The organism is Ruegeria sp. HKCCD8929 (assembly GCF_013031405.1).
GTDB lineage: Bacteria > Pseudomonadota > Alphaproteobacteria > Rhodobacterales > Rhodobacteraceae > Ruegeria.
On sequence record NZ_WPZY01000006.1, the window covers coordinates 254,732 to 277,923 of the forward strand.

Below are 23,192 nucleotides of genomic sequence, written 5' to 3' on the forward strand. Positions count from 1 at the left end.
GTGCGCCTTCCTAACGATGTGATTTCGATTTGAAAAGACCAAAAGCGCGTCGGTTTCCAGTCCGATCAGCAAGGCCAGGCGGCAGGTCCTTCGGAAAAAACCTCGTGCCGCATTACCGTGCCGGGCACGATTGCGTAACGGTCGGACAAACCCGCATTGATTTCGAGCACGGCATAGACCTTATCACCACCATCGATCGGGGTTTCGTCGCCGGGAACGGCACCCTCATGCACACGTGTCACCATACCGGTGCGGTCCACAAAGATCATGTCCAGAGGAATCAGCGTGTTCTTCATCCAGAACGCCACGCGCTGAGGCGGATCGAAGACAAAGAGCATTCCGGACCGCTGTGGCAGGTGCTCGCGAAACATGAGGCCGCGGGATCGCTCCTGTTGCGTCATCGCCAACTCAATGTTGAACCGGATTTCGGCTGCATCATTGCGCAGGTCCACGACATCACCACGACACGCGGCATGCGCCGCCCCGGCGCTGATCCATCCGATCAAGGCAAGAACCGCAAACCGCATCATTGTTGTGATCCGCTCAAGGGTTCAGTGCGGCTTCCCATGCCAGCACTTGTGCCGCCATACGGCCCCGCTTACCGTCGATCACCCGCATGGCCAGCGCCTCACCCGGCTGCAGATCGGCCAGGCCGGACCGGCGCAGAACTTCGATGTGCAGGAACACGTCCTCATCCCGGCCAAAGACATTGGCAAAGCCAAAGCCCTTGCCCTTGTCGAACCATTTGACCCGCGCAGCCTCCAGCGGCGCCTGCGCGATCACATCCGGATCCAGATCGGCGAAGTCGGACAGTTGCATCGCGTCGCTCCGCGACGGAGGCTCGATGCTGAGCACCTCGACCGCTTGCGCACCACGGTCGGTCCGGTGGGTCATGATTTCAATGCCTGCGCCGTCTGCCACCGAGCTCTGACCAAAATTCCGCAGCACGTTGACATGCAGCAGAATATCCGGCCCGCCGGTGTCAGACACAACAAATCCGTATCCCTTAGCGGGATCGAACCATTTGACGTGTCCACGAACGCGATACATGCAACTCAGATCTTCAGGCACTTCGTTCCTAACGTGGATTTGGTCCAGTGTTTAAGCACTCGATGTGTAAGGTTTCGTGTCGCAAATTCAAGCTCAAAAACCTTTGGCTTATCAACGGACTGCATTTCACGATACGCAAGATTCATGGATTCAGCCTTTGTACATACCACTCTGAGTCTTGGTCTTCACGCCTCCAGACGAAGCGATCGTGAAGGCGAAAAGCGCCATCTGCCCAGAACTCGATCTCACAGGGCACCAGCCGATACCCTCCCCAAAACGGCGGGCGGGGCGGGTTCGTTCCCAGCTTTGCCGTCACCTTGGCCACTTCGGCCATCAATGCTGCCCGACTCGACAGCGGACGCGATTGCTTTGACGCCCACGCCCCAAGTCGGCTTTTGAGAGAGCGGGACGCGAAGTAGTCGTCGGCCTTGTCGCCCTCTTCTTTCAATATGTCGCCCCGCACTCGGATTTGGCGGCGTAATGACTTCCAGTGTAACACAAAAGCGGCCTTACCGGCGGTGTCCAGTTCTCCGGCCTTAGCACTTTCGTAATTCGTATAGAAAACAAAGGCATCAGGCTCGATATCCTTCAGAAGCACCATGCGTGCATTGGGCATACCCTCTGCATCCACGGTCGACAGAGCGATCGCGTTGGGATCATTCGGTTCGGTCTGCTCGGCCTCTTTCAGCCACCGATCCGCAATCACTAACGGATCGGCGCCGGCAAAGATGCCATCGCGTTCACTCATGTCCATCCCCTAGAACGTCTGAGGTTGACCCTACGGCGAGAACCCGCAACGGGCAAGAGTGCGTGGCCTTGAAGCACTGGGATCAATGGCATAAACCACATCAACACAACGCGACGACAGGCGGAGAACCGAACATGTCAAATCAGTTGATGGCCGGCAAGCGCGGCCTCATCATGGGACTGGCCAATGACAAGTCCATCGCGTGGGGCATCGCCCGCGCCTTGTCCGAGGCCGGGGCTGAGCTTGCCTTTTCCTATCAGGGCGACGCGCTGAAAAAGCGGGTCGATCCCTTGGCCGCGCAACTGGGCAGCGAAATTGTTCTTCCCTGCGACGTGAGCGACGAGGACTCGATCGACTCACTTTTCTCTGCGCTTGAAGAGAAATGGGGCCGTCTCGATTTCGTCGTCCACGCCATCGGTTTCTCCGACAAGAACGAACTGCGTGGCCGCTATGTCGATACCAGCCGTGCCAATTTCAAACTGACCATGGATGTCTCGGTCTATTCCTTTACCGCCGTGATGCAGCGCGCCGAGAAGCTGATGACCGAGGGCGGCAGCGCCATCACCCTCACCTATTACGGTGCTGAGCAGGTGATGCCGCATTATAATGTCATGGGTGTCGCCAAGGCCGCGCTTGAGGCGTCCGTTAAATACCTGGCCGAGGATCTCGGCAAGGACGGCATCCGCGTCAACGCGATTTCCGCCGGTCCGATCAAGACGCTGGCTGCATCTGGCATCGGCGATTTCCGCTACATCATGAAGTGGAACGAGTACAACTCGCCCCTGCGCCGCAACGTGACCATCGACGATGTGGGCAATTCGGCGCTCTATCTCCTCAGCGATCTCAGCGGCGGCGTGACCGGTGAAAACCTGCATGTGGATTCGGGCTATCACATCGTCGGCATGAAGGCCGTCGACGCGCCTGATGTGGAAAAGGGGTAATAGCCATGACCGGCAAGGACCGCCTGCCCCATGAAAAGGGGTTTCACATCAGTTGGGACCAAATCCACCGCGATTCGCGCGCACTGGCCTGGCGGCTTGACGGGCAAGGCCCCGATGAAGGTGCCTGGCGCGCCGTGGTGGCGATCACCCGTGGCGGCATGGCGCCTGCGATGATCGTCAGCCGCGAGTTGGACATCCGCACGGTCGACACCGTCAGCGTCAAATCCTACCACCATCAGGAACAGGGTGAAGCTGAGGTACTCAAGTCGCCAGATGCCGATCTGATGGGCGATGGGACCGGCGTGCTGATCATCGACGATCTGGTGGACAGTGGCAAAACTCTGGAACTGGTGCGCGAAATGTACCCCAAGGCGCATTTTGCCACTGTCTATGCCAAGCCCAAGGGCCGCCCGATGGTGGACACGTTCATCACCGAGGTCAGTCAGGACACCTGGATCTTCTTCCCGTGGGACATGGCCCTGCAATATGTCGAGCCGTATCGCGGCACGGACTGAGGCCGAATTCGGCCTCAGTTCTTTTGTTACACTACCTTTTGCTGTCAGGTGTGCGTTTTACCGGCTTCCAAGTATGACCAGGTTTTGAAGTCGGGGGCAGAGGTTTGTTGTCCGGCACAGTGGTATAGTTGTCCTTCTTACCACCGCGCGGTCCTACCTCTTGAAAAATACCCCCGCTTTTGCCTGTGCTTGTACCAGGTTTCTTGCCCATGAGATCACCTCCTTTCGTCGGGCGCAGACATCAAGTATCAATTCGATACCATGAGAACGAGTCAGGAACAAGAGCTTGAAAGAGGTCTATCAATTGACAAAATTGTCGCACCTTAACCAAACCCGCACCGCCACCACATTCGCGCCGCCGGTCATGGAGGCACGCCGCTGGATCGAAGGCGTCTCCTTCCCGGCGGATCGCCCGCTCATCAATGTCAGTCAGGCCGCTCCGGTCGATCCGCCGCCACCGCCCTTGCGGCAGGCGATGGCCAATTTCGCGCTGACTGAGGACAGCGCCCATCTCTATGGCCCAGTGCTTGGCAACCCGGATCTGCGTGCGGAACTCGCAAGCCAGATCTCGCGACACTATGGTGCCGAGGTGCAGGCCGAACAGACCGCCATTACCTCGGGCTGCAATCAGGCCTTCTCGGCTGCCATCGCCGCCATCACCGGCGAAGGGGATGAGGTCATCCTGCCAACGCCGTGGTACTTCAATCACAAAATGTGGCTCGACATGGCGGGCGTCGCAGCCGTGGACCTGCCCACCGGGGATGACCTGCTGCCCGATCCGCAAGCCGCTGCGGCGCTCATCACCGACAAAACCCGCGCCATCGCGCTGGTGACACCCAACAATCCCGGCGGGGTTGAATATCCGGCGGAATTGGTCCGTACCTTCTACGATCTGGCCCGCGCGCATGGGCTTTATCTGATGGTGGACGAAACCTATCGCGATTTCGACAGTCGCAGCGGCGCTCCGCATGCGCTCTTCACCCTACCCGGCTGGGACCGGACGCTGATCCACCTCTATTCTTTCTCCAAAGCCTACCGACTGACCGGCCACCGCGTCGGCGCGCTGGCGACCAACGCGGAGTTGCTGGCGGAGATCGAAAAGTTTCTCGATACGGTCGCCATCTGCCCCGGCCAGATCGGCCAGCACGCCGCCCTCTGGGGGATGCAGAATCTCAGCCAGTGGCTGGCCGGCGAACGCCACGAAATCCTCGACCGCCGCGCCGCCATCGCCGAGGGGATGCCCCGGCTGGAGGCCAAAGGCTGGAAGCTGCTCGGCCTTGGTGCCTATTTCGCCTATCTGGAACATCCGTTCGACCTCGCCTCGGACGATCTGGCCCGGCGACTGGTCACGGATGCGGGCGTTTTGCTGCTGCCCGGCACCATGTTCATGCCCGAAAGCGATGCGGCGGGAAAACGGCAGGTTCGCATCGCTTTTGCCAATCTCGACCGCGCCGGCATCGGGCAACTCTTCTCACGGTTGGAACAGGTGGCCTTCTGACCTTGCCCCCCGCCTGTGCCCGTCGTAGACAGGGCCGCAATCAACGGGGCAAGGCAAAAAGCCGAGACCGAACCGCGACAAGGGGGCGACATGGCCGCAGGCGTCAAGAGCTTTTCGAAAACCTTCATGTGGATCCTGATGGGCCTTCTCATGCTGGGCCTTGCAGGCTTTGGCGCGGTCAATCTCAGCGGCACGATCCGGACCGTGGCGCAGGTGGGCGATCAGAACATTTCCGTCGATGCCTATGCCCGCGCGTTGCAAAGCGAGATCCGCGCCATCGAAGCCCAGACCGGCCAGCCCCTGCAAATGGCGCAGGCGCGTGAACTGGGTCTGGACCAGCTGGCGCTCTCTCGCCTGGTGGCTCTGGCCGCGCTGGACAATGAAGTGGCGCAGATGGGCGTGTCGATTGGGGATGAGAACCTGCAGAAGGAGATTGTCGAAATCCCCGCCTTTCAAGGCGTCGACGGCAATTTTGACCGTGAGGGTTACCGTTTCTCGCTGGAACAGGCGGGTCTGAGCGAGTCCGAGTTTGAAGATGACCTGCGCCGCGAATCCGCCCGAACACTGGTGCAAGGCGCGGTAATCGCGGGCGTGACGATGCCTGCCACCATGGCCGAAATGCTGACCGAGTTCGTGGGCGCCCGCCGCAGTTTCACCGTCGCGACACTCGACGCCGAGGCGCTGGACACCCCGATCCCTGACCCCACAGACGAGCAGGTGCAGGCCTATTACGATGAAAACACCGACCGGTTCACCCTGCCCCGCACCAAGCGCCTGACCTACGCGATCCTGTCGCCAACGATGCTGCTGGATCAGATCGAACTGGATGACGCCTCGGTCCGCCGGCTTTTCGAGCAGCGTGAGGCTCAGTTCAACCAGCCCGAACGCCGTCTGGTCGAGCGTCTGGTGTTTGCAGATGAAGCTGCGGCGCAGGATGCCATGGCGCAGATCGAAGTGGGCGGAACCACGTTCGAGCAACTGGTCGAACAGCGCGGCCTGGCGCTGAGTGACGTGGATCTGGGCGACATGACCGCCACCGATCTGGGCGAGGCTGCCGAAGCGGTCTTTGGCGCCGAGGTCGGCGATGTTGTCGGCCCCCTGCCCTCGGATCTTGGTCCTGCGCTCTTCCGCGTGAACGGTACGCTGGCCGAACAGATCACCGCGTTCGAACAGGTCGAGGCCGAGCTGCGCGATGAACTGGCCGCCGAACGCGCCCACCGCCAGATCGAGGCGCAGTCCGAAGACATCAATGACCTGCTCGCGGGCGGTGCCACGCTTGAGGAACTCACCAGCGAGACGGAAATGGAACTGGGTCAGATCGACTGGACCGATCAAAGCTCGGACGGCGTCGCCGCCTATGCCGAGTTCCGCGCCGCCGCCGAAGCGGTGCGCGCCGAAGATTTCCCCGAGATCGCCTTCCTTGAGGATGGTTCGATCTTCGCCATGCGCCTGGATGAGGAACTGGAGCCGCGCCCCGAGCCGCTGGACAGCGCCCGCGACCGCGTGGCCGCAGCCTGGACGCAGGATGAGACCTCCAGGGCGTTGCAGGAACAGGCCAACACCTTGCTGACGCAACTGGCCACAGATGGCGATTTCACCGCGACCGGCCTGCCCTTCCGGGTGGAAAACGGTCTGACCCGCACCGCGTTCATCGACGGCACTCCGATCGATTTCATGACCCAGGTCTTCGAGATGGAGCCGGGTGAGCTACGCGTGATCCCCGGCGACGGCTCCGCGCTGATCGTACGTCTGGACGAGGTACTGCCGCCTGCCGAGACCGAAGAGCTGACGCAGATGCAGAACGCGCTGGCCACCCAGTTGGATCAGGCGCTGGCGCAAAACATCTTTGACATCTATGTCCGCGCCGCCCAGACCCGCGCCCGTCCGACACTGGATCAGCGCGCGCTGAACGCCGTGCAGGCCAACTTCCAGTAAGAGACCAGACATGGCCCTGACCCCCGAGTTCGACAGTTTCGCCCGCGCCTATGAGGCGGGCGAGAATCAGGTCGTCTATGCAAGGCTCGCCGCCGATCTGGACACACCGGTCTCGCTGATGCTCAAGCTGACGGGCGCGCAGAAAGACGCGTTCATGCTGGAATCGGTGACGGGTGGCGAGGTGCGCGGACGCTATTCGATCATCGGGATGAAACCGGACCTGATCTGGTGTTGTCATGGCGAACAGTCCGCGCTCAACCGCTCGGCCCGTTTCGATGCCGAGGCGTTCGAGCCGCAGGACGGCAATCCGATGGACAATCTGCGCGCGCTGCTGGCCGAGAGCCGTATCGCGCTGCCCGACGACCTGCCGCAGGCGGCGGCGGGGCTGTTCGGCTATCTGGGCTATGACATGGTGCGGCTGGTGGAATACTTGCCGGACGTGAATCCCGACCCGCTGGGCCTGCCCGACGCGGTGATGCTGCGCCCTTCGGTCGTGGCGGTGCTCGATGGGGTCAAGGGTGAGGTCACCGTGGTCTCCCCGGCCTGGGTCAGCGACGGACAGTCAGCCAAGGCCGCCTATGCACAGGCCGCCGAGCGGGTGATGGACGCGGTGCGCGATCTGGAACGCGCCATGCCCGCCGAAACCCGCGATCTGGGTGAGGCATATGAAGTGGCTCCGCCGGTCTCGAACTTCACCAAATCCGGCTACATGGAAGCGGTCGAAAAAGCCAAGGAATACATCCGCGCGGGCGACATCTTTCAGGTGGTCCCGGCACAGCGCTGGACACAGGATTTCCCGCAGCCGCCCTTTGCGCTCTACCGCAGCCTGCGGCGCACAAACCCTTCGCCTTTCATGTTCTATTTCAACTTCGGCGGCTTTCAGGTGGTGGGCGCATCGCCGGAAATCCTCGTGCGCGTCTTCGGGGATGAGGTCACCATCCGCCCCATCGCCGGTACCCGTCCGCGTGGTGCGACGCCGGAGGAGGATCGCGCGCTCGAGGCCGATCTGCTGGCCGACAAAAAGGAACTGGCCGAGCACCTCATGCTGCTCGATCTGGGCCGCAACGATACCGGCCGCGTGGCAAAGATCGGCACCGTGCGCCCGACCGAAAAGTTCATCATCGAGCGCTACAGCCACGTAATGCATATCGTCTCGAACGTGGTGGGCGAACTGGCCGAGGACAAGGACGCGCTGGACGCTTTCTTTGCCGGCATGCCCGCTGGCACCGTCTCGGGCGCCCCCAAGGTGCGCGCGATGGAGATCATCGACGAGTTGGAGCCCGAAAAACGCGGCATCTATGGCGGCGGCGTGGGTTATTTCTCGGCGGGCGGAGACATGGATATGTGTATCGCGCTGCGCACAGCAGTGGTGCAGGACCAAAAACTCTATATCCAGGCCGGTGGCGGCGTTGTCTATGACAGTGACCCCGAGGCCGAATACATGGAGACGGTCCATAAATCCAACGCCATCCGCCGAGCGGCAGCGGATGCGGCGCGGTTCACCGGCAGCGGCAACCGCTGAACGATGCGTATCATCACCCCATCGGATTTCACGACAACCCGGTGGAAGAACGGCGGCGGCATCACCCATGAAATCGCCCGTGCGGACTGCGACGGTTTCCTGCTCTGGCGGTTGAGTCTCGCCGAGGTCTCCTCGGATGGGCCGTTCTCGACGTTTAAAGGGCTGGCTCGGATTCTGACGGTTGTCGAGGGTCCCGGCATGAACCTGCATGGCCCTGACGCGATTCGGCACGCACGTCCAGATGCGCCACTGGCTTTTTCAGGAGGCTTGCCTGTTCACGGTGAGCTATTTGACGGTCCCGTCAAAAACCTGAACCTGCTCTACGATCCGGTGCGGATCAAGGCCTCAGTCACGTGCGTCACACGACCAATAAAGCTGGCGCCGAAATCAGATCTGACAGCGCTCTATGTCACTGCAGGATCCGTCAGCTTTAACGAAACAGCGGTTTCGAAAGGGCACGTCGCGCTTTTCCACTCAGATGAACTCGACCTGCCCGCGAACTGCGCCGCACTGAACTGTACGCTTCAAGACCGGGGCTGAGCCCCCCACCTTCTTCTGTTCAAAAATATCCCCGCCGGAGGCATCGCGCATCGCGCGATATCCCAACCCTATTGCTGGTCGTTCTGAAGCGCTGCCGATATCGGTGCCAGCGCCACACGGCTGGCACGATCCTGCAAGCCCCAGACCAGCAGGGCCGAGATGGTCTCGGGCCGCACCCGGCCCAGCATGACCACGGCCCCCTCCTGCCCGGCGCGGAACGCGGCCTGGTCCAGGAAGCGCCGCATCACCTTCGCCTCTTGCCCGGCGCCATCGAAATCCCGGAACACAACAGCCGACGGTACCCCGTTGCGGGCGGCCAGCTTTTGCACCGTGTTCAGACCATTGTCCTGCGTGACCAACCCGCGCCCGGTGCCGCCTGCAATGGCCGAGACCTGATCCGCCAGTTTGCGGTTGCCCTGAATGCCGGTTTGCGTACCTTCCAGAATGGCCACCGTCTCGGGCAGGGTTTCCAGCCAGACCGACAGCGATACTTCGGCGTCTTGCGCGGTCGCGGCCTCGGGCATGTCGGTCAGCGCCAGAACCTCGAACCCGGCAGCCCGGTAACGGGCCATTTTCGCCGCGGCATCCGGATCGGTCGGGCTGACGGCAAAGCTCAGTGGATAGGGAAAGTCCTGCAGGGCTTCCGCGCCAAGCGAGTTCTCGTCATCGATCAGCACGATCGACATCAGCGGTTTGTCTTCCGGGTTCTCGAATTTGGAGGCATAGGCAATGATCGGATCGACCTGTGGGAGTTGCGGGGCAGCCGGCGCCTCGTCTCTTTCGGTCAGGGGTACGACCCGCGTGCCGACCCCTGTGCCCGTTCCGCCGGATTGATCGCCGCCAATCTGCGGCAAGGCAGCCAGACGCGGACGTTGAGCGGTGATGCCACTCTCGGCCGTGGGTTGCGCCTCAGGTTTCGATCCCGGAAGCTCCGCCACTTCCGGAGGTGCAGGTTGCGATGGCTGGTCATCCACCACGACGGGCTGAATGTCGTCTGTCGGGGATTCCGGTAGCGACGCAGGCGATGGCGGGGCGACAGGCGCGACCGATTCAACCTCGACATCCGTCTCGCTTCCGGCTGCGGGCTTGCCCAGTTCAGCGGTGGCGGAGCCAACATCGGGCTGCTCGGCCGGGGCGGTGTCCGCCTCTTCGATTGCTTCAAGGGTGTCGGGGCCATTCCGGCTGCTTTCCGGGGCATGCGGCGCAGCCTCGACCAGATCGGCATCGGTGCCGGGCTCATCGATCTCGCTGCTGCCAGGCTCGGCGCCAGCGGGCGTCGCCGCCGGCACATCGCTTGCCAGTTCAGGGCCCTGAGGCAGCGGTGCTGCCAGCGACAAAAGTACCGCGACAACAATCATCACGATTGCCCCGGTGATCAGTCCTCCGAGAAATCTGCCCATAACTGCTTGCCCTCTTGCTGGTCCTCTTGGCCCGGTCTGCAACACACCGTCTCATGCGGTTTTCTCTTGCCCCGGCACTGGGTATGGATGCGCCCTTGACGCTGCCACCCAAGCCTGAGCATGTATGTCGCCAACACTATACCGTGGCTAGGGACTGTGCCGCCAGTCCCCAAATGCCAAAGGAAAGAAACGTGCCCAAATGCTGCTGCTGATCGACAACTACGACTCGTTTACCTACAACCTCGTCCACTATCTTGGCGAGCTTGGCGCCGAAATTGAAGTCCGCCGGAACGATGCGCTGGATGTGCAGGAGGCGATGGCGATGAACCCAGCTGGCATCCTGCTGAGCCCCGGCCCCTGCGATCCGGATCAGGCCGGCATCTGTCTGGCGCTGACCGAAGCGGCGGCAGAAACCCGCACACCGCTGCTGGGCGTGTGCCTGGGCCATCAGACCATCGGTCAGGCGTTCGGCGGCAAGGTGGTGCGCTGCCATGAGATCGTGCACGGTAAGATGGGCACCATGCAGCATACGGGCAAAGGCGTGTTCTCCGGGCTGCCGTCGCCGTTTGAGGCGACCCGCTATCACTCACTGGTGGTCGAGCGTGAAAGCCTGCCGGACTGCCTTGAAATCACAGCGGAACTCGACGATGGCACCATCATGGGTCTGCAACACAACGAACTGCCGATCCACGGGGTTCAGTTCCACCCCGAGTCGATTGCCTCCGAGCATGGCCATGCCCTGCTCAAGAACTTCCTGAACGAGATGAAAGTCCCCGCATGAGCGACGCGCTGAAACCGCTGATCGGAGCCGCCGCCGACCGGCCGCTGACCCGGGCCGAGGCCGAAGCAGCCTTTACCATCCTGTTCGAGGGCGAAGCGACACCCAGCCAGATCGGCGGCCTGCTGATGGCACTGCGCACGCGCGGCGAGACGGTGGACGAATACGCCGCCGCCGCCGCCGTGATGCGCGCCAAGTGCCATGCGGTGAAGGCGCCCGAGGGGGCGATGGACATCGTGGGCACCGGCGGCGACGGCAAGAACACGCTGAACATCTCGACCGCGACCGCCTTCGTCACTGCCGGTGCAGGTGTGGTGGTGGCCAAACACGGCAACCGCAACCTCAGCTCGAAATCCGGCACCGCCGATCTTCAGTCTCAGATGGGCGTGAACGTGATGGTGGGCGCGGATGTGGTCGAACGCGCGCTGGCCGAGGCCGGGATCGGCTTTATGATGGCGCCGATGCACCACCCTGCCACGGCGCATGTGATGCCGACGCGCGCCGAACTGGGCACGCGCACGATCTTCAACATCCTTGGTCCGCTGACCAATCCCGCGGGCGTCAAGCGCCAGCTCACCGGCGCCTTCAGCCGCGACCTGATCCGCCCCATGGCCGAGACGCTGGGCGTGCTGGGTTCGGACTGCGCCTGGCTGGTGCATGGCTCGGACGGCACCGATGAGTTGACCATCACCGGCATCAGCTGGGTCGCCGCCCTTGAGGATGGCACTGTCAAAGAGGTCGAGCTGCACCCCGAAGACGCAGGCCTGCCCGTACATCCGTTCGAGGACATCATCGGCGGCACGCCTGAGGAAAACGCCACCGCCTTCCGCGCGCTGCTCGACGGCGCGCGCTCGGCCTATCGCGACGCGGTGCTGCTGAACTCTGCCGCTGCGTTGGTCGTGGCCGGGGCCGCAAACGATCTGCGCGAGGGCGTCGCCATGGCCGCCGAAAGCATCGACAGCGGCAAGGCCAAGGACAAGATCGCCGCTCTGGCCCGTATCACACAGGACGCCGCATGACCGATACTATTCTCGACAAGATCAAGGCCTATAAGCTGGAAGAAGTTGCGGCTGACAAGGCACTGAAAACACTTGGAGAACTTGAGGTAGAGGCTCGCGATGCCAGCCCCGTGCGTGGTTTCGCCGAAGCGCTGTCCGAGGCGACGCGCGACGGCTATGGCCTGATTGCCGAGATCAAGAAGGCCAGCCCCTCCAAGGGCCTGATCCGTCCCGAGTTCGACCCGCCCGCGCTGGCGCAGGCGTTTGCCGCCGGTGGCGCCGCCTGTCTGTCGGTACTCACCGACACGCCCAGCTTTCAGGGCGCCAAGGATTACCTGACCGCCGCCCGTGCCGCCTGCGACCTGCCCGCGCTGCGCAAGGATTTCATGTACGATCCCTATCAGGTGGTCGAGGCCCGTGCCTTGGGGGCCGACTGTATCCTGATCATCATGGCCTCGGTCGAGGACGCGCAGGCCGCCGAGCTGGAACAGAGCGCGTTCGACTGGGGCATGGACGTTCTGATCGAGGTGCATGATGAGGCGGAACTGGAACGGGCCGCAGCGCTCAAAAGCCCGCTGATCGGCATCAACAACCGCAACCTCAAGACCTTCGAGACCACGCTCGACACCACACGGCGGCTCTCGAAACTGGTTCCGGCGGACCGCACCATCGTCTGCGAGAGCGGCTTGAACACGGCCCAAGACCTGGCTGACATCGCCCGCTATGGCGCCCGCTGCTTCCTGATCGGCGAAAGCCTGATGCGGCAGGACGACGTGGCCGCCGCCACCCGCGCCCTGCTCTCTAGCCCGCTGGTCCCAGGAGCGATGTGATGGCGCTGTCGCATTTCGACACCAAGGGCGACGCCCATATGGTCGATGTCTCGGACAAGGCGGTGACCGACCGGGTCGCCGTCGCCGAGGGCCACATCAGGATGGCACGCGAAACCTTTGATATCATTGGTGAAGGCCGCGCCAAGAAGGGCGACGTTTTGGGCGTTGCCCGGCTGGCCGGGATCATGGGCGCCAAACGCACGCCCGACCTGATCCCGCTCTGCCACCCTCTGCCGGTGACCAAGGTCGCGGTCGAGCTGACGCTGGACCCGGACCTGCCCGGCGTGCGCATCGAGGCCACCGTCAAGACCACCGGCCAGACCGGCGTCGAGATGGAGGCGCTGACGGCGGTCTCGACCGCCGCGCTCACCGTCTATGACATGGCCAAGGCGGTGGACAAGGCGATGGAGATCGGTGGTATTCGTGTGTTGATGAAAGATGGCGGCAAATCAGGGCGTTACGAAGCAGAATGATCACCGTCGAAGAGGCTCGCGCACTACTGTTCGATCTGGTCTCACCGCTTGAGGCCGAAGAGGTGCCTCTGGCCGATGCGGCGGGCCGGGTACTGGCCCGCGATGTGGCGGCGACGCGCGATCAGCCGCCCTTCGCCGCCTCTTCGATGGATGGTTACGCGGTGAAGTCGGCCGAGGTCGAGTTGCACGCCATGTTCAAGGTGATCGGCGAAGCGGCAGCCGGCCATGCCTTCGGGGCCCGTGTCGGCGCCGGTCAGGCCGTACGCATCTTCACTGGCGCCCCGGTGCCCGAAGGCGCGGATTTCGTTGTCATTCAAGAGGATGTGGACCGCAAGGGCGACCTGATTACCATTACGGACGCCCCCGGGACCAAGGACAATATCCGCCGCGCGGGCGTCGATTTCACCAAGGGCACCACGATCTCCGCCCCCAGCCTGCTGCGGGCCGAGGATGTGGCGCTGTTGGCCTCGATGAACATCCCGCAAGTGCCAGTGGCCCGCAAACCGGTGGTTGCGCTGATATCGACCGGAGACGAACTGGTGATGCCGGGGGATGAACCGGGACCGGACCAGATCATCGCCTCGAACACCTTCGGCCTCAAGGCGCTGCTCGAGGGGCTGGGTGCGCATGTGCGAGTACTGCCGATCGCGCGCGATACCGTCGCCTCGCTGGAAACCGCCTTTGGGTTGGCCCAGGGTGCGAATCTGGTGGTAACCATCGGCGGCGCCTCGGTCGGAGATCACGACTTGGTCGGCGATGTGGCCCAAGGGCTGGGGATGGAGCGCGCCTTTTACAAGGTCCGCATGCGCCCCGGAAAACCGCTGATGGCCGGCCGGCTCGGCGATGCCGCCATGGTCGGCCTGCCGGGCAATCCGGTCTCGGCCATGGTCTGCGGCTACCTGTTTCTCGCGCCGATGATCCGCCGGATGCTGGGGCTTGAAGATGTCGTGCCGCCCCTCCGCCGTGCCCGCCTGACTGCGCCGCTGGCCGCCAATGGCCCGCGCGAACACTACATGCGCGCCACGCTGGATGAAAACGGCATCGCCGCCTGTGAAGATCAGGACAGCTCGCTTCTGAGCGTTCTGGCACTCGCCGATGCGCTGCTGATGCGGCCACCGGATGATCCGGCGCGGGATGTAGGCGATGAGGTCACCTACCTACCACTCTGAGCCCAACCTCAAATCCGTTGACACAAAACGGGAACATGCGTAGAACAAAAGCAAACGCATGAAGCGCGAGGTACGAGCGATGCTGACAAAGAAGCAGTTGGATTTGCTGGAATTCATCCACAAACGCCTGCAAGCGGACGGGGTGCCGCCGAGTTTCGACGAAATGAAGGTGGCACTGGATCTGCGGTCGAAATCGGGCATCCACCGACTGATCACGGCACTGGAAGAGCGCGGCTTCATCCGCCGCCTCGCCCATCGCGCCCGCGCCATCGAGATCGTGAAGCTGCCCGAAAGCCTTGGTGGAGAGCCCACCGCGGGCTTCAAACCGCGCGTGATCGACGGCGACCGGCCCACCGGCCCCCGCCCGGCCAACACCGAGCCGGTGGCGATACATGCGCTGGAGCTGCCGGTGATGGGCCGCATCGCGGCGGGTGTTCCGATCGAGGCGATCAGCCACGTGTCGCATCAGGTTGCCGTGCCGGGCTCGATGGTCTCGGGCTCGGGCGAGCATTACGCGCTTGAGGTCAAGGGCGACTCGATGATCGACGCCGGGATCAACGACGGCGACGTGGTTGTGATCCGCGAAACCTCGGCAGCCGACAATGGCGATATCGTGGTGGCCCTGGTCGAGGATCAGGAGGCGACGCTGAAACGCTTCTTCCGCCGCGGCAATGCCATCGCGCTTGAGGCGGCAAACCCTGCCTATGAAACCCGCGTATTCCCCGAGGACAAGGTCAAGGTGCAGGGCCGCCTTGTCGGACTGATCCGCACCTACTGAGCCTGCGCCGCGTGACCGTCCTTGGCCCGCGCCGGGCTCCATAGACGGTCGCCGGACAGTTCGGTTGCGGTGACCACGTCCTTGTTTCCCAACGCAACGCTGCCCGTCAGGCGCAGCCGGTCTGGATCGTAGATTTCGCAGCCGCCCGTGAGAGTCAGCGGCACCTGTGAGATCACGATCTGGGTCTTGTCGCATTCCGTCAGCCCCTGTGCGGCCCGCTTGCCGGTGATGTGGATCAGCTCTCCGCTCGCCAGATCGTATCGGCGCAGCTTGCCCTCATCCTGCGGCCAGCGCGCAGCGGCGCCGGGCTGATCGGCCCCGTCGCCGTCATTCTCCAGCCAGACCGAGGCGATGAAGCCGCTGCCCTTCGCCTTGCTCAGCGCCCGGCCTTCGTCAGTCATCACGCCGACTAGGGCCCCGGTATCCGCGACCAGAACCTGGGGACGTTCACCCTGCCCCCAAAGCGACAACGCGACGACCAAGGGAATAGCCCCGGCCCAGCGACTGCGACCCTGCCACAGGATGATCCAAAGCGCCCCAAGCGCCAGAACCGGCAGAACATAAGTTGGCGGACTGGCCACGAAACCCCGGGCGCCTTCCATCTCTGCAACCCAATGCGCCACGCCGAGAATCCAGCGCAGGCCAAGGCCCATGATCTGCAATCCGATCCACTCCAGGCCGACCGGCGCCAGCAGCGCGGCCAAAACCGCCGCCGGGATCACCACCGTGCCCATCACCGGCACCGACAGCAGATTGGCCAGCAGCCCGTAATGCGCCACCGCGTTGAAATGCGCTGCTCCGACTGGTGCCGTGGCCAGCCCGGCCACCGCCGAGGACAGCGCTAATCCGACCGCCGGGCGCAACCAATCCGGGCCGGGCCGAATCTCGGCATCGCGCAGCCCGCCGAACACGGCAACCAGCGCGGTGGTGGCAGCGAACGACATCTGAAACCCGGGGCTTAGCAGCGCCTCGGGCCGCAAGCCAAGCACGATCAGCGCTGCAACCGCGACCGCGCGCAAGGATATGGCACGACGGTCCACCAGAATGGCGCAGAGCATGACGGCCACCATGACAAAGGCGCGCTCGGTCGCCACGCTGCCGCCCGACAGCGCCAGATAACCGGCCGAGGTCGCCAGTGCGCCCACGGCCGCAATCTTACGCGCCGGTATTCGCAGCGCCAGTGTCGGGATCAGAGATAAACCAATGCGGAGCGCGGCAAAGACGAACCCGGCCAGCAGTCCCATATGCAGCCCGGAAATGGCCAGCAGATGCGCCAGATTGCTGGCCCGTAGCGCCTCGAGCGCCTGTTGCCCAACCGCGCTACGGTCGCCGGTGGTCACAGCGGAGCCAAAGCCTCCGACATCGCCCGGCAGCACCGCCTGAACCCGGGCCGAGGCCGCCATGCGCACCGACGAGACCCGCAGCCCCGCCACACCCGCCTCGGGCGGAGCGATGGTCAGAACCGGAACACGTGTGTAACCGACCGCACCCAGCCGCTGAAACCAGGCATGACGGCGGAAATCGAAGCCGCCGGGCTCGACCGGGCCTTGCGGCGGCGACAGGTGGCCGGTGGTCATCACCCGCTGTCCGGGGGCCAAGGACGCCTCGCCCCCATGCAACGATATGCGGATGCGTGCAGGCCGTCGCGGCGCCGAAACGCCCCTGAGGCGCACCCGGTCCAGCGTGACCCGCAGCGCATCCGAGGCAGAGCGGTCCAGCGCCACGACCCGCCCCTCAATCGGGCCATAGTAGCGCCAGTTCAATACCGGCTCTGCCACCCAGTGCGCACGCGCACCGGCCATCGCGAATCCGGCAGACGCCAGAAGCAGCGCCCATAGCAGCGGTGACCAAGCGGAGGGCATGAACCGACCCAGCCACAGCCCCGCGGCGACGACACAGGCCAGACCCGGATAGACCCAGACCTGAGGCTCCCATGTCAGCGTGAAATAGAGGCCGATCCCCAGCGCCAGAAACACCGGCGACCAGGGAAACAGATACCCGCGCTGACGCAACAACGCGGCCTCGGCCCTTGCCAGAACGCGCATGGTTGCTCCTGTCCGTCCGGCTCGCTAGACAGGCGCCAAGCTAAATCCGTCTCGGTTACCAAAAGGTAAATGCCCCACATGTCCGATCAGGTCGTCACCCGTTTCGCCCCCTCGCCCACCGGTTACCTGCATATCGGCGGCGCCCGCACGGCGCTGTTCAACTGGCTCTATGCGCGCGGGCGGGGCGGCAAGTTCCTGCTGCGGATCGAGGATACCGACCGCGAGCGCTCAACCCCCGAGGCAACGGCTGCGATCCTGCAGGGCATGGCGTGGCTGGGGCTGGATCACGATGGCGATGTGATCAGCCAGTTCGAGGGCGCTGCGCGCCACGCCGAGGTGGCACATCAACTGCTGGCCGAAGGCAAGGCCTATAAGTGCTTCTCGACCCAAGAAGAAATTGCTGCTTTCCGCGAACAAGCGCGCGCGGAGGGCAAATCCACCCTGTTCCGCAGCCCCTGGCGCGACGCCGATCGCGCGACCCACCCCGACGCACCCTTTGCTATCCGCATCAGGGCGCCGCAGGACGGGGCGACGGTAATCCGCGACCAAGTGCAGGGCGACGTCACCATCCGCAACGACCAGCTCGACGACATGATCCTGCTGCGCTCGGACGGCACGCCGGTTTATATGTTGGCAGTGGTGGTGGACGATCACGACATGGGCGTGACCCATGTGATCCGGGGCGACGATCACCTCAACAACGCCGCGCGCCAGATGATGATCTACGAGGCGATGGGGTGGGACGTGCCGGTCTGGGCGCATATCCCGCTGATCCACGGCCCCGACGGCAAGAAGCTTTCCAAGCGCCACGGCGCGCTTGGCGCGCAGGAATATCAGGCCATGGGATACCCGGCGGCGGGCATGCGCAACTATCTGGCGCGGCTGGGCTGGAGCCACGGCGACGACGAGTTCTTTACCGACGAACAGGCGCGCGAGTGGTTCGATCTGGACGGAATCGGCAAGAGCCCGGCCCGCTTCGATCTGAAAAAGCTGGAAAATCTCTGTGGCCAGCACAATGCGGTCACAGATGACGCTGCGTTGCGGCATGAAATCGAGGCATATCTGGCCGCCGCCGATCTGCCCGCTCTCATCGCCACACAATCGAGTGATCTGGAACGTGCGATGTATTGCCTCAAGGATCGCGCGCGCACCTTCCCGGAACTACTTGAAAAAGCGCACTTTGTCCTGACGTCCCGCCCGATTGAGCCGGATGAGAAGGCGGCAAAGGCGCTCGCTTCGGTATCCGACGGTATACTGAGCGAATTGACGCCGCACGTGCAAAATGCTAGCTGGACGCGAGACGGACTGGAGGAGGCCCTGAATGCGTTCGCTGAAGCGCGCGGGCTTAAGTTCGGCAAATTGGCGGGTCCGCTCAGGGCCGTGCTTGCAGGCCGGGCAGTGACACCTTCGGTGTTCGACATGATGCTCGTGCTGGGGCGGGATGAAGCCCTGGCGCGACTTTCTGATGCAGTGGACTAAGCCCCGCGTTTATATTCGGGCAACGCTGCTCCGCAAAAACCCGGCCTGCGCGTGCGCGTGCAGCCTTTGCCCGCATGGGAGATTTCCGGATCTGACCCGTGCCTGAAAATGGAAGGGACAACCATGACAGAAAGCCAAAAAACAGCCAACCTGACTGTGAATGGCGAAAGCTACGAGCTGCCGGTCTTTTCGCCGACGGCGGGGCCGGATGTCATCGATATCCGCAAGCTTTATGGCACGGCGGGCGTGTTTACCTATGACCCGGGCTTTACCTCGACGGCCAGCTGCGACAGCACCATCACCTATATCGACGGTGAAAAGGGCGAGCTGCTGCACCGGGGCTATCCCATCGATCAGCTGGCCGAGAAATCGCACTTCCTCGAGGTGTGTTTCCTGCTGCTTTATGGGTATTTGCCGCAAGCGGATGAGCTGGAACAGTTCGAAACCACTATCACCCGCCACACCATGATCCACGAGCAGATGCACTATTTCTTCCGTGGGTTCCGCCGCGACGCGCATCCGATGGCCACCATGGTGGGTGTCGTGGGCGCAATGTCTGCCTTCTACCATGACTCGACGGATGTCGGGGACGAGCGCCAGCGTGAAATTGCGACCCATCGACTGATCGCCAAGATGCCGACCATTGCGGCGATGGCCTACAAGTATTCGATCGGCCAGCCCTTCATGTACCCGCGCAACGATCTCGATTACGCGTCGAACTTCCTCTACATGTGCTTCGCCGTGCCGGCCGAGGAATACGAGGTCAATCCGATCCTCAGCCGCGCGATGGACCGCATCCTAACGCTGCATGCGGATCACGAACAGAACGCCTCGACCTCGACCGTGCGTCTGGCGTCGTCTTCGGGGGCAAACCCGTTCGCCTGTATCGCAGCCGGCATTGCCTGCCTTTGGGGGCCCGCCCATGGCGGTGCTAACCAGGCCTGCCTGGAAATGCTGGAAGAGATCGGGTCGGTCGATCGCATTCCCGAGTTCATCGAACGCGCCAAGGACAAGAACGATCCGTTCCGCCTGATGGGTTTCGGCCACCGCGTGTACAAGAATTTCGACCCGCGCGCGAAGGTGATGAAGCAGTCTGCGGATGAGGTGCTGGAGCTTCTGGGCATCGACAACAACCCCAAGCTTCAGGTCGCCAAGGCGCTGGAGAAGCAGGCGCTGGAAGACCCGTATTTCATCGAGAAGAAGCTGTTCCCGAACGTGGACTTCTACTCGGGCATCATTCTCGAAGCGATGGGTTTCCCGACCTCGATGTTCACCCCGATCTTCGCACTGTCGCGCACCGTTGGCTGGGTCAGCCAGTGGAAAGAGATGATCGCCGATCCGCAGAACAAGATCGGCCGTCCGCGTCAGCTGTATCTGGGCGAGACCAGCCGCGATTATACGGATATCGAAGGCCGCTGATCGCGTACCGGCTCAGAAACCCTCCGGGCGATCCGCCCGGAGGGTTTTTCTTTGCCCAATGCCACAAAAAACGCCTCGCGCCCTTATGTGCGTTCACGGATCAGGTTTGCCGACCCGGAACTCCTGATAGACATATCCGTTCCCGTAATCCTTCGTGCGGGTGCAGAACAGCTCCGGCGCGCATGTCTTGTCATGAAACAGGCGCACGCCGTCACCCAGCAGGATTGGCGCGCGCTTCAGGCGGATCAAATTGATCAGCCCCAGGGACAGAAGCGCACTGCCAAACGCCCCGCCTCCGCACAGATAGATTGGCCCGTCCGAGGTCTCTTTCAGATCCGCAATGACCTGCTCCACCGGATCGCTCACAATGTCGATCTGCGCGTCCGGAGGACATTTCAGGGATTTCGAAAACACGTATGTTTTCATATGGGTATAAGGATTCTGGCCGGGTTCCAGCCCGAACCGATACCCAAACTCATAGGTCGCCCGCCCCATGATGGCGGTCGCATAGGCCGACAGGCGCTGCCGATAGTCATCGACGACCGGCCCGTCATGCGCAAAGCGGGAGATGTCCTCTGCGGGACCCGAGATGAAACCGTCCACCGAAACGGCGACGTCGTAGATGATGGGATGCATTTTGTGCTCCGAAACAAGAAACCGATTGGCCCGTGGGCATGGTATGGCGGGTTCTTATTTGATCACTGCCAGAGCACTCCTGTTTGGCCAAATGGTACGCCCGGACACCCAGACACACAAGCGGCCGCGTATCGGCCGGACAAGCCGCCTGCAATCTGCCACCAAACCGGGGTCATAATTGCAGGCTCAGTTGATCTCCTGCCTGCGGAGGAACCTGAAACAGGTCGGTGCGCAGCGGATCACCTTCCTCTGCCAGACCCAGCCGCTTGATCGCAGCCCTGAACCGTTGCGCGACCATTTCGGCATAGCGCCCCTCGCCCCGCATCCTGTGCCCCCAGCGCGGATCGTAGTCCCGCCCGCCATGCATCTCGCGCAGCCGGGCCATGACTTTCTCTGCCCGGCCGGGTTCATGTTCGGTCAGCCAGCCCTGCCACAGCTGGGACACTTCGCGGGGCAGGCGCAGCATGATCCAACTGGCGGTGTCAGCCCCGGCATCGCGCCCAGCCCGCAAAAGGTCCTCAAGCTCGTGATCGGTCAGCCCCGGAACCAGAGGCGACGTCATGACCCGCACCGGAACCCCTGCCCGGCTGAGCCGCTCGATCATCTGCAACCGCCGTTTGGGCGATGGCGCCCGCGGTTCCATCCGGCGTGAAAGCCCCGCATCCAGTGTCGTAAGCGAGATACCGACACGGGTCAGCCCGCGCGCGGCCATGGGGCCCAGAATGTCCAGATCCCGCTCGATCAGGGCCCCTTTGGTGACAATGGCCACCGGATGGTTGAACTCGGCCAGAACCTCAAGACAGCCGCGGGTGATCACACGCTGCTTCTCGATCGGCTGATAGGGATCGGTGTTTGTGCCAATGGCGATCACCGCCACCTTGTAGCGCCGCGCGCTCAACTCCTTGCGCAGGATGTCGGCGGCATTCGGGCGCGCAACAAGGCGGGTTTCGAAATCCAGCCCCGGAGACAGACCCAGATAGGCATGGGTGGGCCGCGCAAAACAGTAAACGCACCCGTGCTCGCAGCCCCGATAAGGATTGATAGACCGGTCAAACGGCAGATCCGGCGAGCGGTTGTACGTGATCAGACTACGCGCCAGCTCTTCTCTGATCTCAGTGCGGACAGGTGGCAGATCCTCGTCCACCTCCCAACCGTCATCGACGGCCATGGTCCCGAACTTCTCGAACCGGCCGGCCGGATTCGCGGCGGTTCCGCGCCCTCGGGCTTTTTGTCTGAGGCTCCCTATGTTCGCTGATTGTTCCACATTTCCAATTTAGAACAATAAGGGAACATTCACAAGTTCCACAAACACCCTACTGACGGCTTCAACTGATGCTCAGATTTTCCTTCTGTTGGTCTATGATGCATGAATTGCAGGAAGATGCTGCGGATTATTCATGGGCGTTTCATCAAAATCCGGGCTATAGGTCGGTTGCAGAACCGCCTATGTCGCAATCAACGCAGTCGAACTGCGACGAAATGGCAAAAACGGAAAAAATGCCACTTGGGGGCGCTGCCCCACACAGCTCAGGGAATCGGCTCATGTCGGATGAAGAAGACATCGTCCTGTCGGAACTGAACGACGAGGAACTTGTCGAGCAGATGTTTGACGACCTCTACGACGGTCTCAAGGAAGAGATCGAGGAAGGGGTCAACATCCTGCTGGAGCGGGGCTGGGCGCCCTACGACATCCTCACCAAGGCGCTGGTGGGCGGCATGACCATCGTCGGCGCCGACTTCCGCGACGGCATCCTGTTCGTGCCCGAGGTGCTGCTGGCCGCCAACGCGATGAAGGGCGGCATGGCCATCCTCAAGCCGCTGCTGGCCGAAACCGGTGCGCCACGTGTCGGCAAGATGGTGATCGGCACCGTCAAGGGCGACATCCATGACATCGGCAAGAACCTGGTGTCGATGATGATGGAAGGCGCCGGTTTCGACGTGGTTGATCTGGGCATCAACAACCCGGTCGAAAACTATCTGGAAGCGCTGGAAAACGAACAGCCCGACATCCTGGGCATGTCGGCCCTGCTGACCACCACCATGCCTTATATGAAGGTCGTGATCGATACGATGGTCGAACAAGGCATACGTGACGACTACATTGTGCTTGTGGGCGGCGCACCGCTGAACGAAGAGTTCGGCAAGGCCATTGGCGCCGATGCCTATTGCCGCGATGCGGCCGTGGCCGTGGAAACCGCCAAGGATTTCGTCTCGCGCAAGCACAACCAACTGGCAGGATAACGAATTCGTCTCCAGACACTAAATGGCAGGCCGCCCCGAAACGGGCGGCCTTTTCTGTTGTGATTGCAGGTTCGGTGAAACCGGATTGCGGGTTTGCGGCTCAAATGATTCTGGTCGCTATCCAATGTGGAACACTGGTGTCGGTTGCCTGATATCCTGTGTCGGATCGGGGCTTGCTTCGCTCCGGTTCGCGCTAT

22 protein-coding genes are annotated in these 23,192 nt (G+C 62.7%); 15 read left to right on the forward strand and 7 right to left on the reverse strand.

What is annotated here, in order from left to right; all coding sequences use genetic code 11:
* Positions 1 to 65: 65 nt before the first annotated feature.
* From GOX53_RS12250 to pdxH, 3 genes are all read right to left on the reverse strand, one after another.
* Positions 66 to 530 (reverse strand): DUF192 domain-containing protein, encoded by a 465-nt coding sequence (locus GOX53_RS12250; RefSeq protein WP_171176670.1) that lies wholly within the window; start codon positions 528 to 530, stop codon positions 66 to 68.
* A 13-nt stretch (positions 531 to 543) separates the two neighbouring features.
* On the reverse strand, positions 544 to 1,071 hold the full coding sequence (locus tag GOX53_RS12255) for a cold shock domain-containing protein (RefSeq protein WP_171176672.1): 528 nt from the start codon (positions 1,069 to 1,071) through the stop codon (positions 544 to 546).
* A 121-nt stretch (positions 1,072 to 1,192) separates the two neighbouring features.
* Entirely contained in the window at positions 1,193 to 1,798 is a 606-nt protein-coding gene (pdxH, locus tag GOX53_RS12260; protein WP_171176674.1) for a pyridoxamine 5'-phosphate oxidase, read from the reverse strand.
* Positions 1,799 to 1,932: 134 nt separating this feature from the next.
* On the opposite strand from pdxH, the gene fabI reads away from it, so the two are divergent.
* The 6 genes from fabI (at position 1,933) to GOX53_RS12290 (ending at position 8,749) form a co-directional block, all read left to right on the forward strand.
* The gene (gene fabI / locus GOX53_RS12265) at positions 1,933 to 2,739 is read left to right on the forward strand and encodes an enoyl-ACP reductase FabI (RefSeq protein WP_171176676.1); all 807 of its coding nucleotides are present in this window, start codon (positions 1,933 to 1,935) and stop codon (positions 2,737 to 2,739) included.
* 5 nt (positions 2,740 to 2,744) lie between these two features.
* Entirely contained in the window at positions 2,745 to 3,254 is a 510-nt protein-coding gene (gpt, locus tag GOX53_RS12270; RefSeq protein ID WP_171176677.1) for a xanthine phosphoribosyltransferase, read from the forward strand.
* Positions 3,255 to 3,558: 304 nt separating this feature from the next.
* Positions 3,559 to 4,752 (forward strand): aminotransferase, encoded by a 1,194-nt coding sequence (locus tag GOX53_RS12275; protein ID WP_256415870.1) that lies wholly within the window; start codon positions 3,559 to 3,561, stop codon positions 4,750 to 4,752.
* A gap of 90 nt (positions 4,753 to 4,842) precedes the next feature.
* Positions 4,843 to 6,687: a peptidyl-prolyl cis-trans isomerase gene (locus tag GOX53_RS12280; protein WP_171176679.1), complete on the forward strand. Its 1,845-nt coding sequence runs from the start codon at positions 4,843 to 4,845 to the stop codon at positions 6,685 to 6,687.
* Between the two features lie 10 nt (positions 6,688 to 6,697).
* Entirely contained in the window at positions 6,698 to 8,209 is a 1,512-nt protein-coding gene (gene trpE / locus GOX53_RS12285; RefSeq protein WP_171176681.1) for an anthranilate synthase component I, read from the forward strand.
* A gap of 3 nt (positions 8,210 to 8,212) precedes the next feature.
* Positions 8,213 to 8,749 carry a HutD family protein gene (locus GOX53_RS12290; protein ID WP_171176683.1) on the forward strand — a complete coding sequence of 179 codons (537 nt, stop codon included), beginning with the start codon at positions 8,213 to 8,215 and terminating at the stop codon, positions 8,747 to 8,749.
* 68 nt (positions 8,750 to 8,817) lie between these two features.
* On the opposite strand, the gene GOX53_RS12295 is transcribed toward GOX53_RS12290, so the two are convergent.
* On the reverse strand, positions 8,818 to 10,149 hold the full coding sequence (locus tag GOX53_RS12295) for a divergent polysaccharide deacetylase family protein (protein WP_171176685.1): 1,332 nt from the start codon (positions 10,147 to 10,149) through the stop codon (positions 8,818 to 8,820).
* A gap of 199 nt (positions 10,150 to 10,348) precedes the next feature.
* Here GOX53_RS12295 and GOX53_RS12300 point away from each other — a divergent pair, with 199 nt between their 5' ends.
* The 6 genes from GOX53_RS12300 to lexA all read left to right on the forward strand — a co-directional run bounded on the left by GOX53_RS12300 (position 10,349) and on the right by lexA (position 15,175).
* Complete coding sequence (locus tag GOX53_RS12300) at positions 10,349 to 10,930, forward strand: aminodeoxychorismate/anthranilate synthase component II (protein ID WP_171176687.1); 582 nt, start codon at positions 10,349 to 10,351, stop codon at positions 10,928 to 10,930.
* Positions 10,927 to 11,946 carry an anthranilate phosphoribosyltransferase gene (trpD, locus tag GOX53_RS12305; protein WP_171176689.1) on the forward strand — a complete coding sequence of 340 codons (1,020 nt, stop codon included), beginning with the start codon at positions 10,927 to 10,929 and terminating at the stop codon, positions 11,944 to 11,946. The genes GOX53_RS12300 and trpD overlap by 4 nt, the downstream gene beginning before the upstream one ends.
* Complete coding sequence (trpC, locus tag GOX53_RS12310; protein ID WP_171176691.1) at positions 11,943 to 12,755, forward strand: indole-3-glycerol phosphate synthase TrpC; 813 nt, start codon at positions 11,943 to 11,945, stop codon at positions 12,753 to 12,755. The genes trpD and trpC overlap by 4 nt, the downstream gene beginning before the upstream one ends.
* Positions 12,755 to 13,228: a cyclic pyranopterin monophosphate synthase MoaC gene (gene moaC, locus GOX53_RS12315; protein ID WP_171176692.1), complete on the forward strand. Its 474-nt coding sequence runs from the start codon at positions 12,755 to 12,757 to the stop codon at positions 13,226 to 13,228. The genes trpC and moaC overlap by 1 nt, the downstream gene beginning before the upstream one ends.
* Positions 13,225 to 14,397: a gephyrin-like molybdotransferase Glp gene (glp, locus tag GOX53_RS12320; protein WP_171176694.1), complete on the forward strand. Its 1,173-nt coding sequence runs from the start codon at positions 13,225 to 13,227 to the stop codon at positions 14,395 to 14,397. The genes moaC and glp overlap by 4 nt, the downstream gene beginning before the upstream one ends.
* A gap of 79 nt (positions 14,398 to 14,476) precedes the next feature.
* The gene (gene lexA / locus GOX53_RS12325) at positions 14,477 to 15,175 is read left to right on the forward strand and encodes a transcriptional repressor LexA (RefSeq protein WP_171176696.1); all 699 of its coding nucleotides are present in this window, start codon (positions 14,477 to 14,479) and stop codon (positions 15,173 to 15,175) included.
* Here the strand turns inward: lexA and GOX53_RS12330 are convergent.
* On the reverse strand, positions 15,169 to 17,220 hold the full coding sequence (locus GOX53_RS12330) for a ComEC/Rec2 family competence protein (RefSeq protein ID WP_171176698.1): 2,052 nt from the start codon (positions 17,218 to 17,220) through the stop codon (positions 15,169 to 15,171). The genes lexA and GOX53_RS12330 overlap by 7 nt on opposite strands.
* Positions 17,221 to 17,298: 78 nt before the next feature.
* On the opposite strand from GOX53_RS12330, the gene gltX reads away from it, so the two are divergent.
* On the forward strand, positions 17,299 to 18,699 hold the full coding sequence (gltX, locus tag GOX53_RS12335) for a glutamate--tRNA ligase (RefSeq protein ID WP_171176699.1): 1,401 nt from the start codon (positions 17,299 to 17,301) through the stop codon (positions 18,697 to 18,699).
* 123 nt (positions 18,700 to 18,822) lie between these two features.
* The gene (locus tag GOX53_RS12340) at positions 18,823 to 20,118 is read left to right on the forward strand and encodes a citrate synthase (RefSeq protein WP_171176701.1); all 1,296 of its coding nucleotides are present in this window, start codon (positions 18,823 to 18,825) and stop codon (positions 20,116 to 20,118) included.
* Between the two features lie 93 nt (positions 20,119 to 20,211).
* On the opposite strand, the gene GOX53_RS12345 is transcribed toward GOX53_RS12340, so the two are convergent.
* Positions 20,212 to 20,754: a dihydrofolate reductase family protein gene (locus tag GOX53_RS12345; RefSeq protein ID WP_171176703.1), complete on the reverse strand. Its 543-nt coding sequence runs from the start codon at positions 20,752 to 20,754 to the stop codon at positions 20,212 to 20,214.
* Between the two features lie 172 nt (positions 20,755 to 20,926).
* Complete coding sequence (locus GOX53_RS12350; RefSeq protein WP_171176755.1) at positions 20,927 to 22,000, reverse strand: PA0069 family radical SAM protein; 1,074 nt, start codon at positions 21,998 to 22,000, stop codon at positions 20,927 to 20,929.
* A 296-nt stretch (positions 22,001 to 22,296) separates the two neighbouring features.
* On the opposite strand from GOX53_RS12350, the gene GOX53_RS12355 reads away from it, so the two are divergent.
* Positions 22,297 to 22,995 (forward strand): B12-binding domain-containing protein, encoded by a 699-nt coding sequence (locus GOX53_RS12355; RefSeq protein WP_171176705.1) that lies wholly within the window; start codon positions 22,297 to 22,299, stop codon positions 22,993 to 22,995.
* Positions 22,996 to 23,192 lie beyond the last annotated feature (197 nt).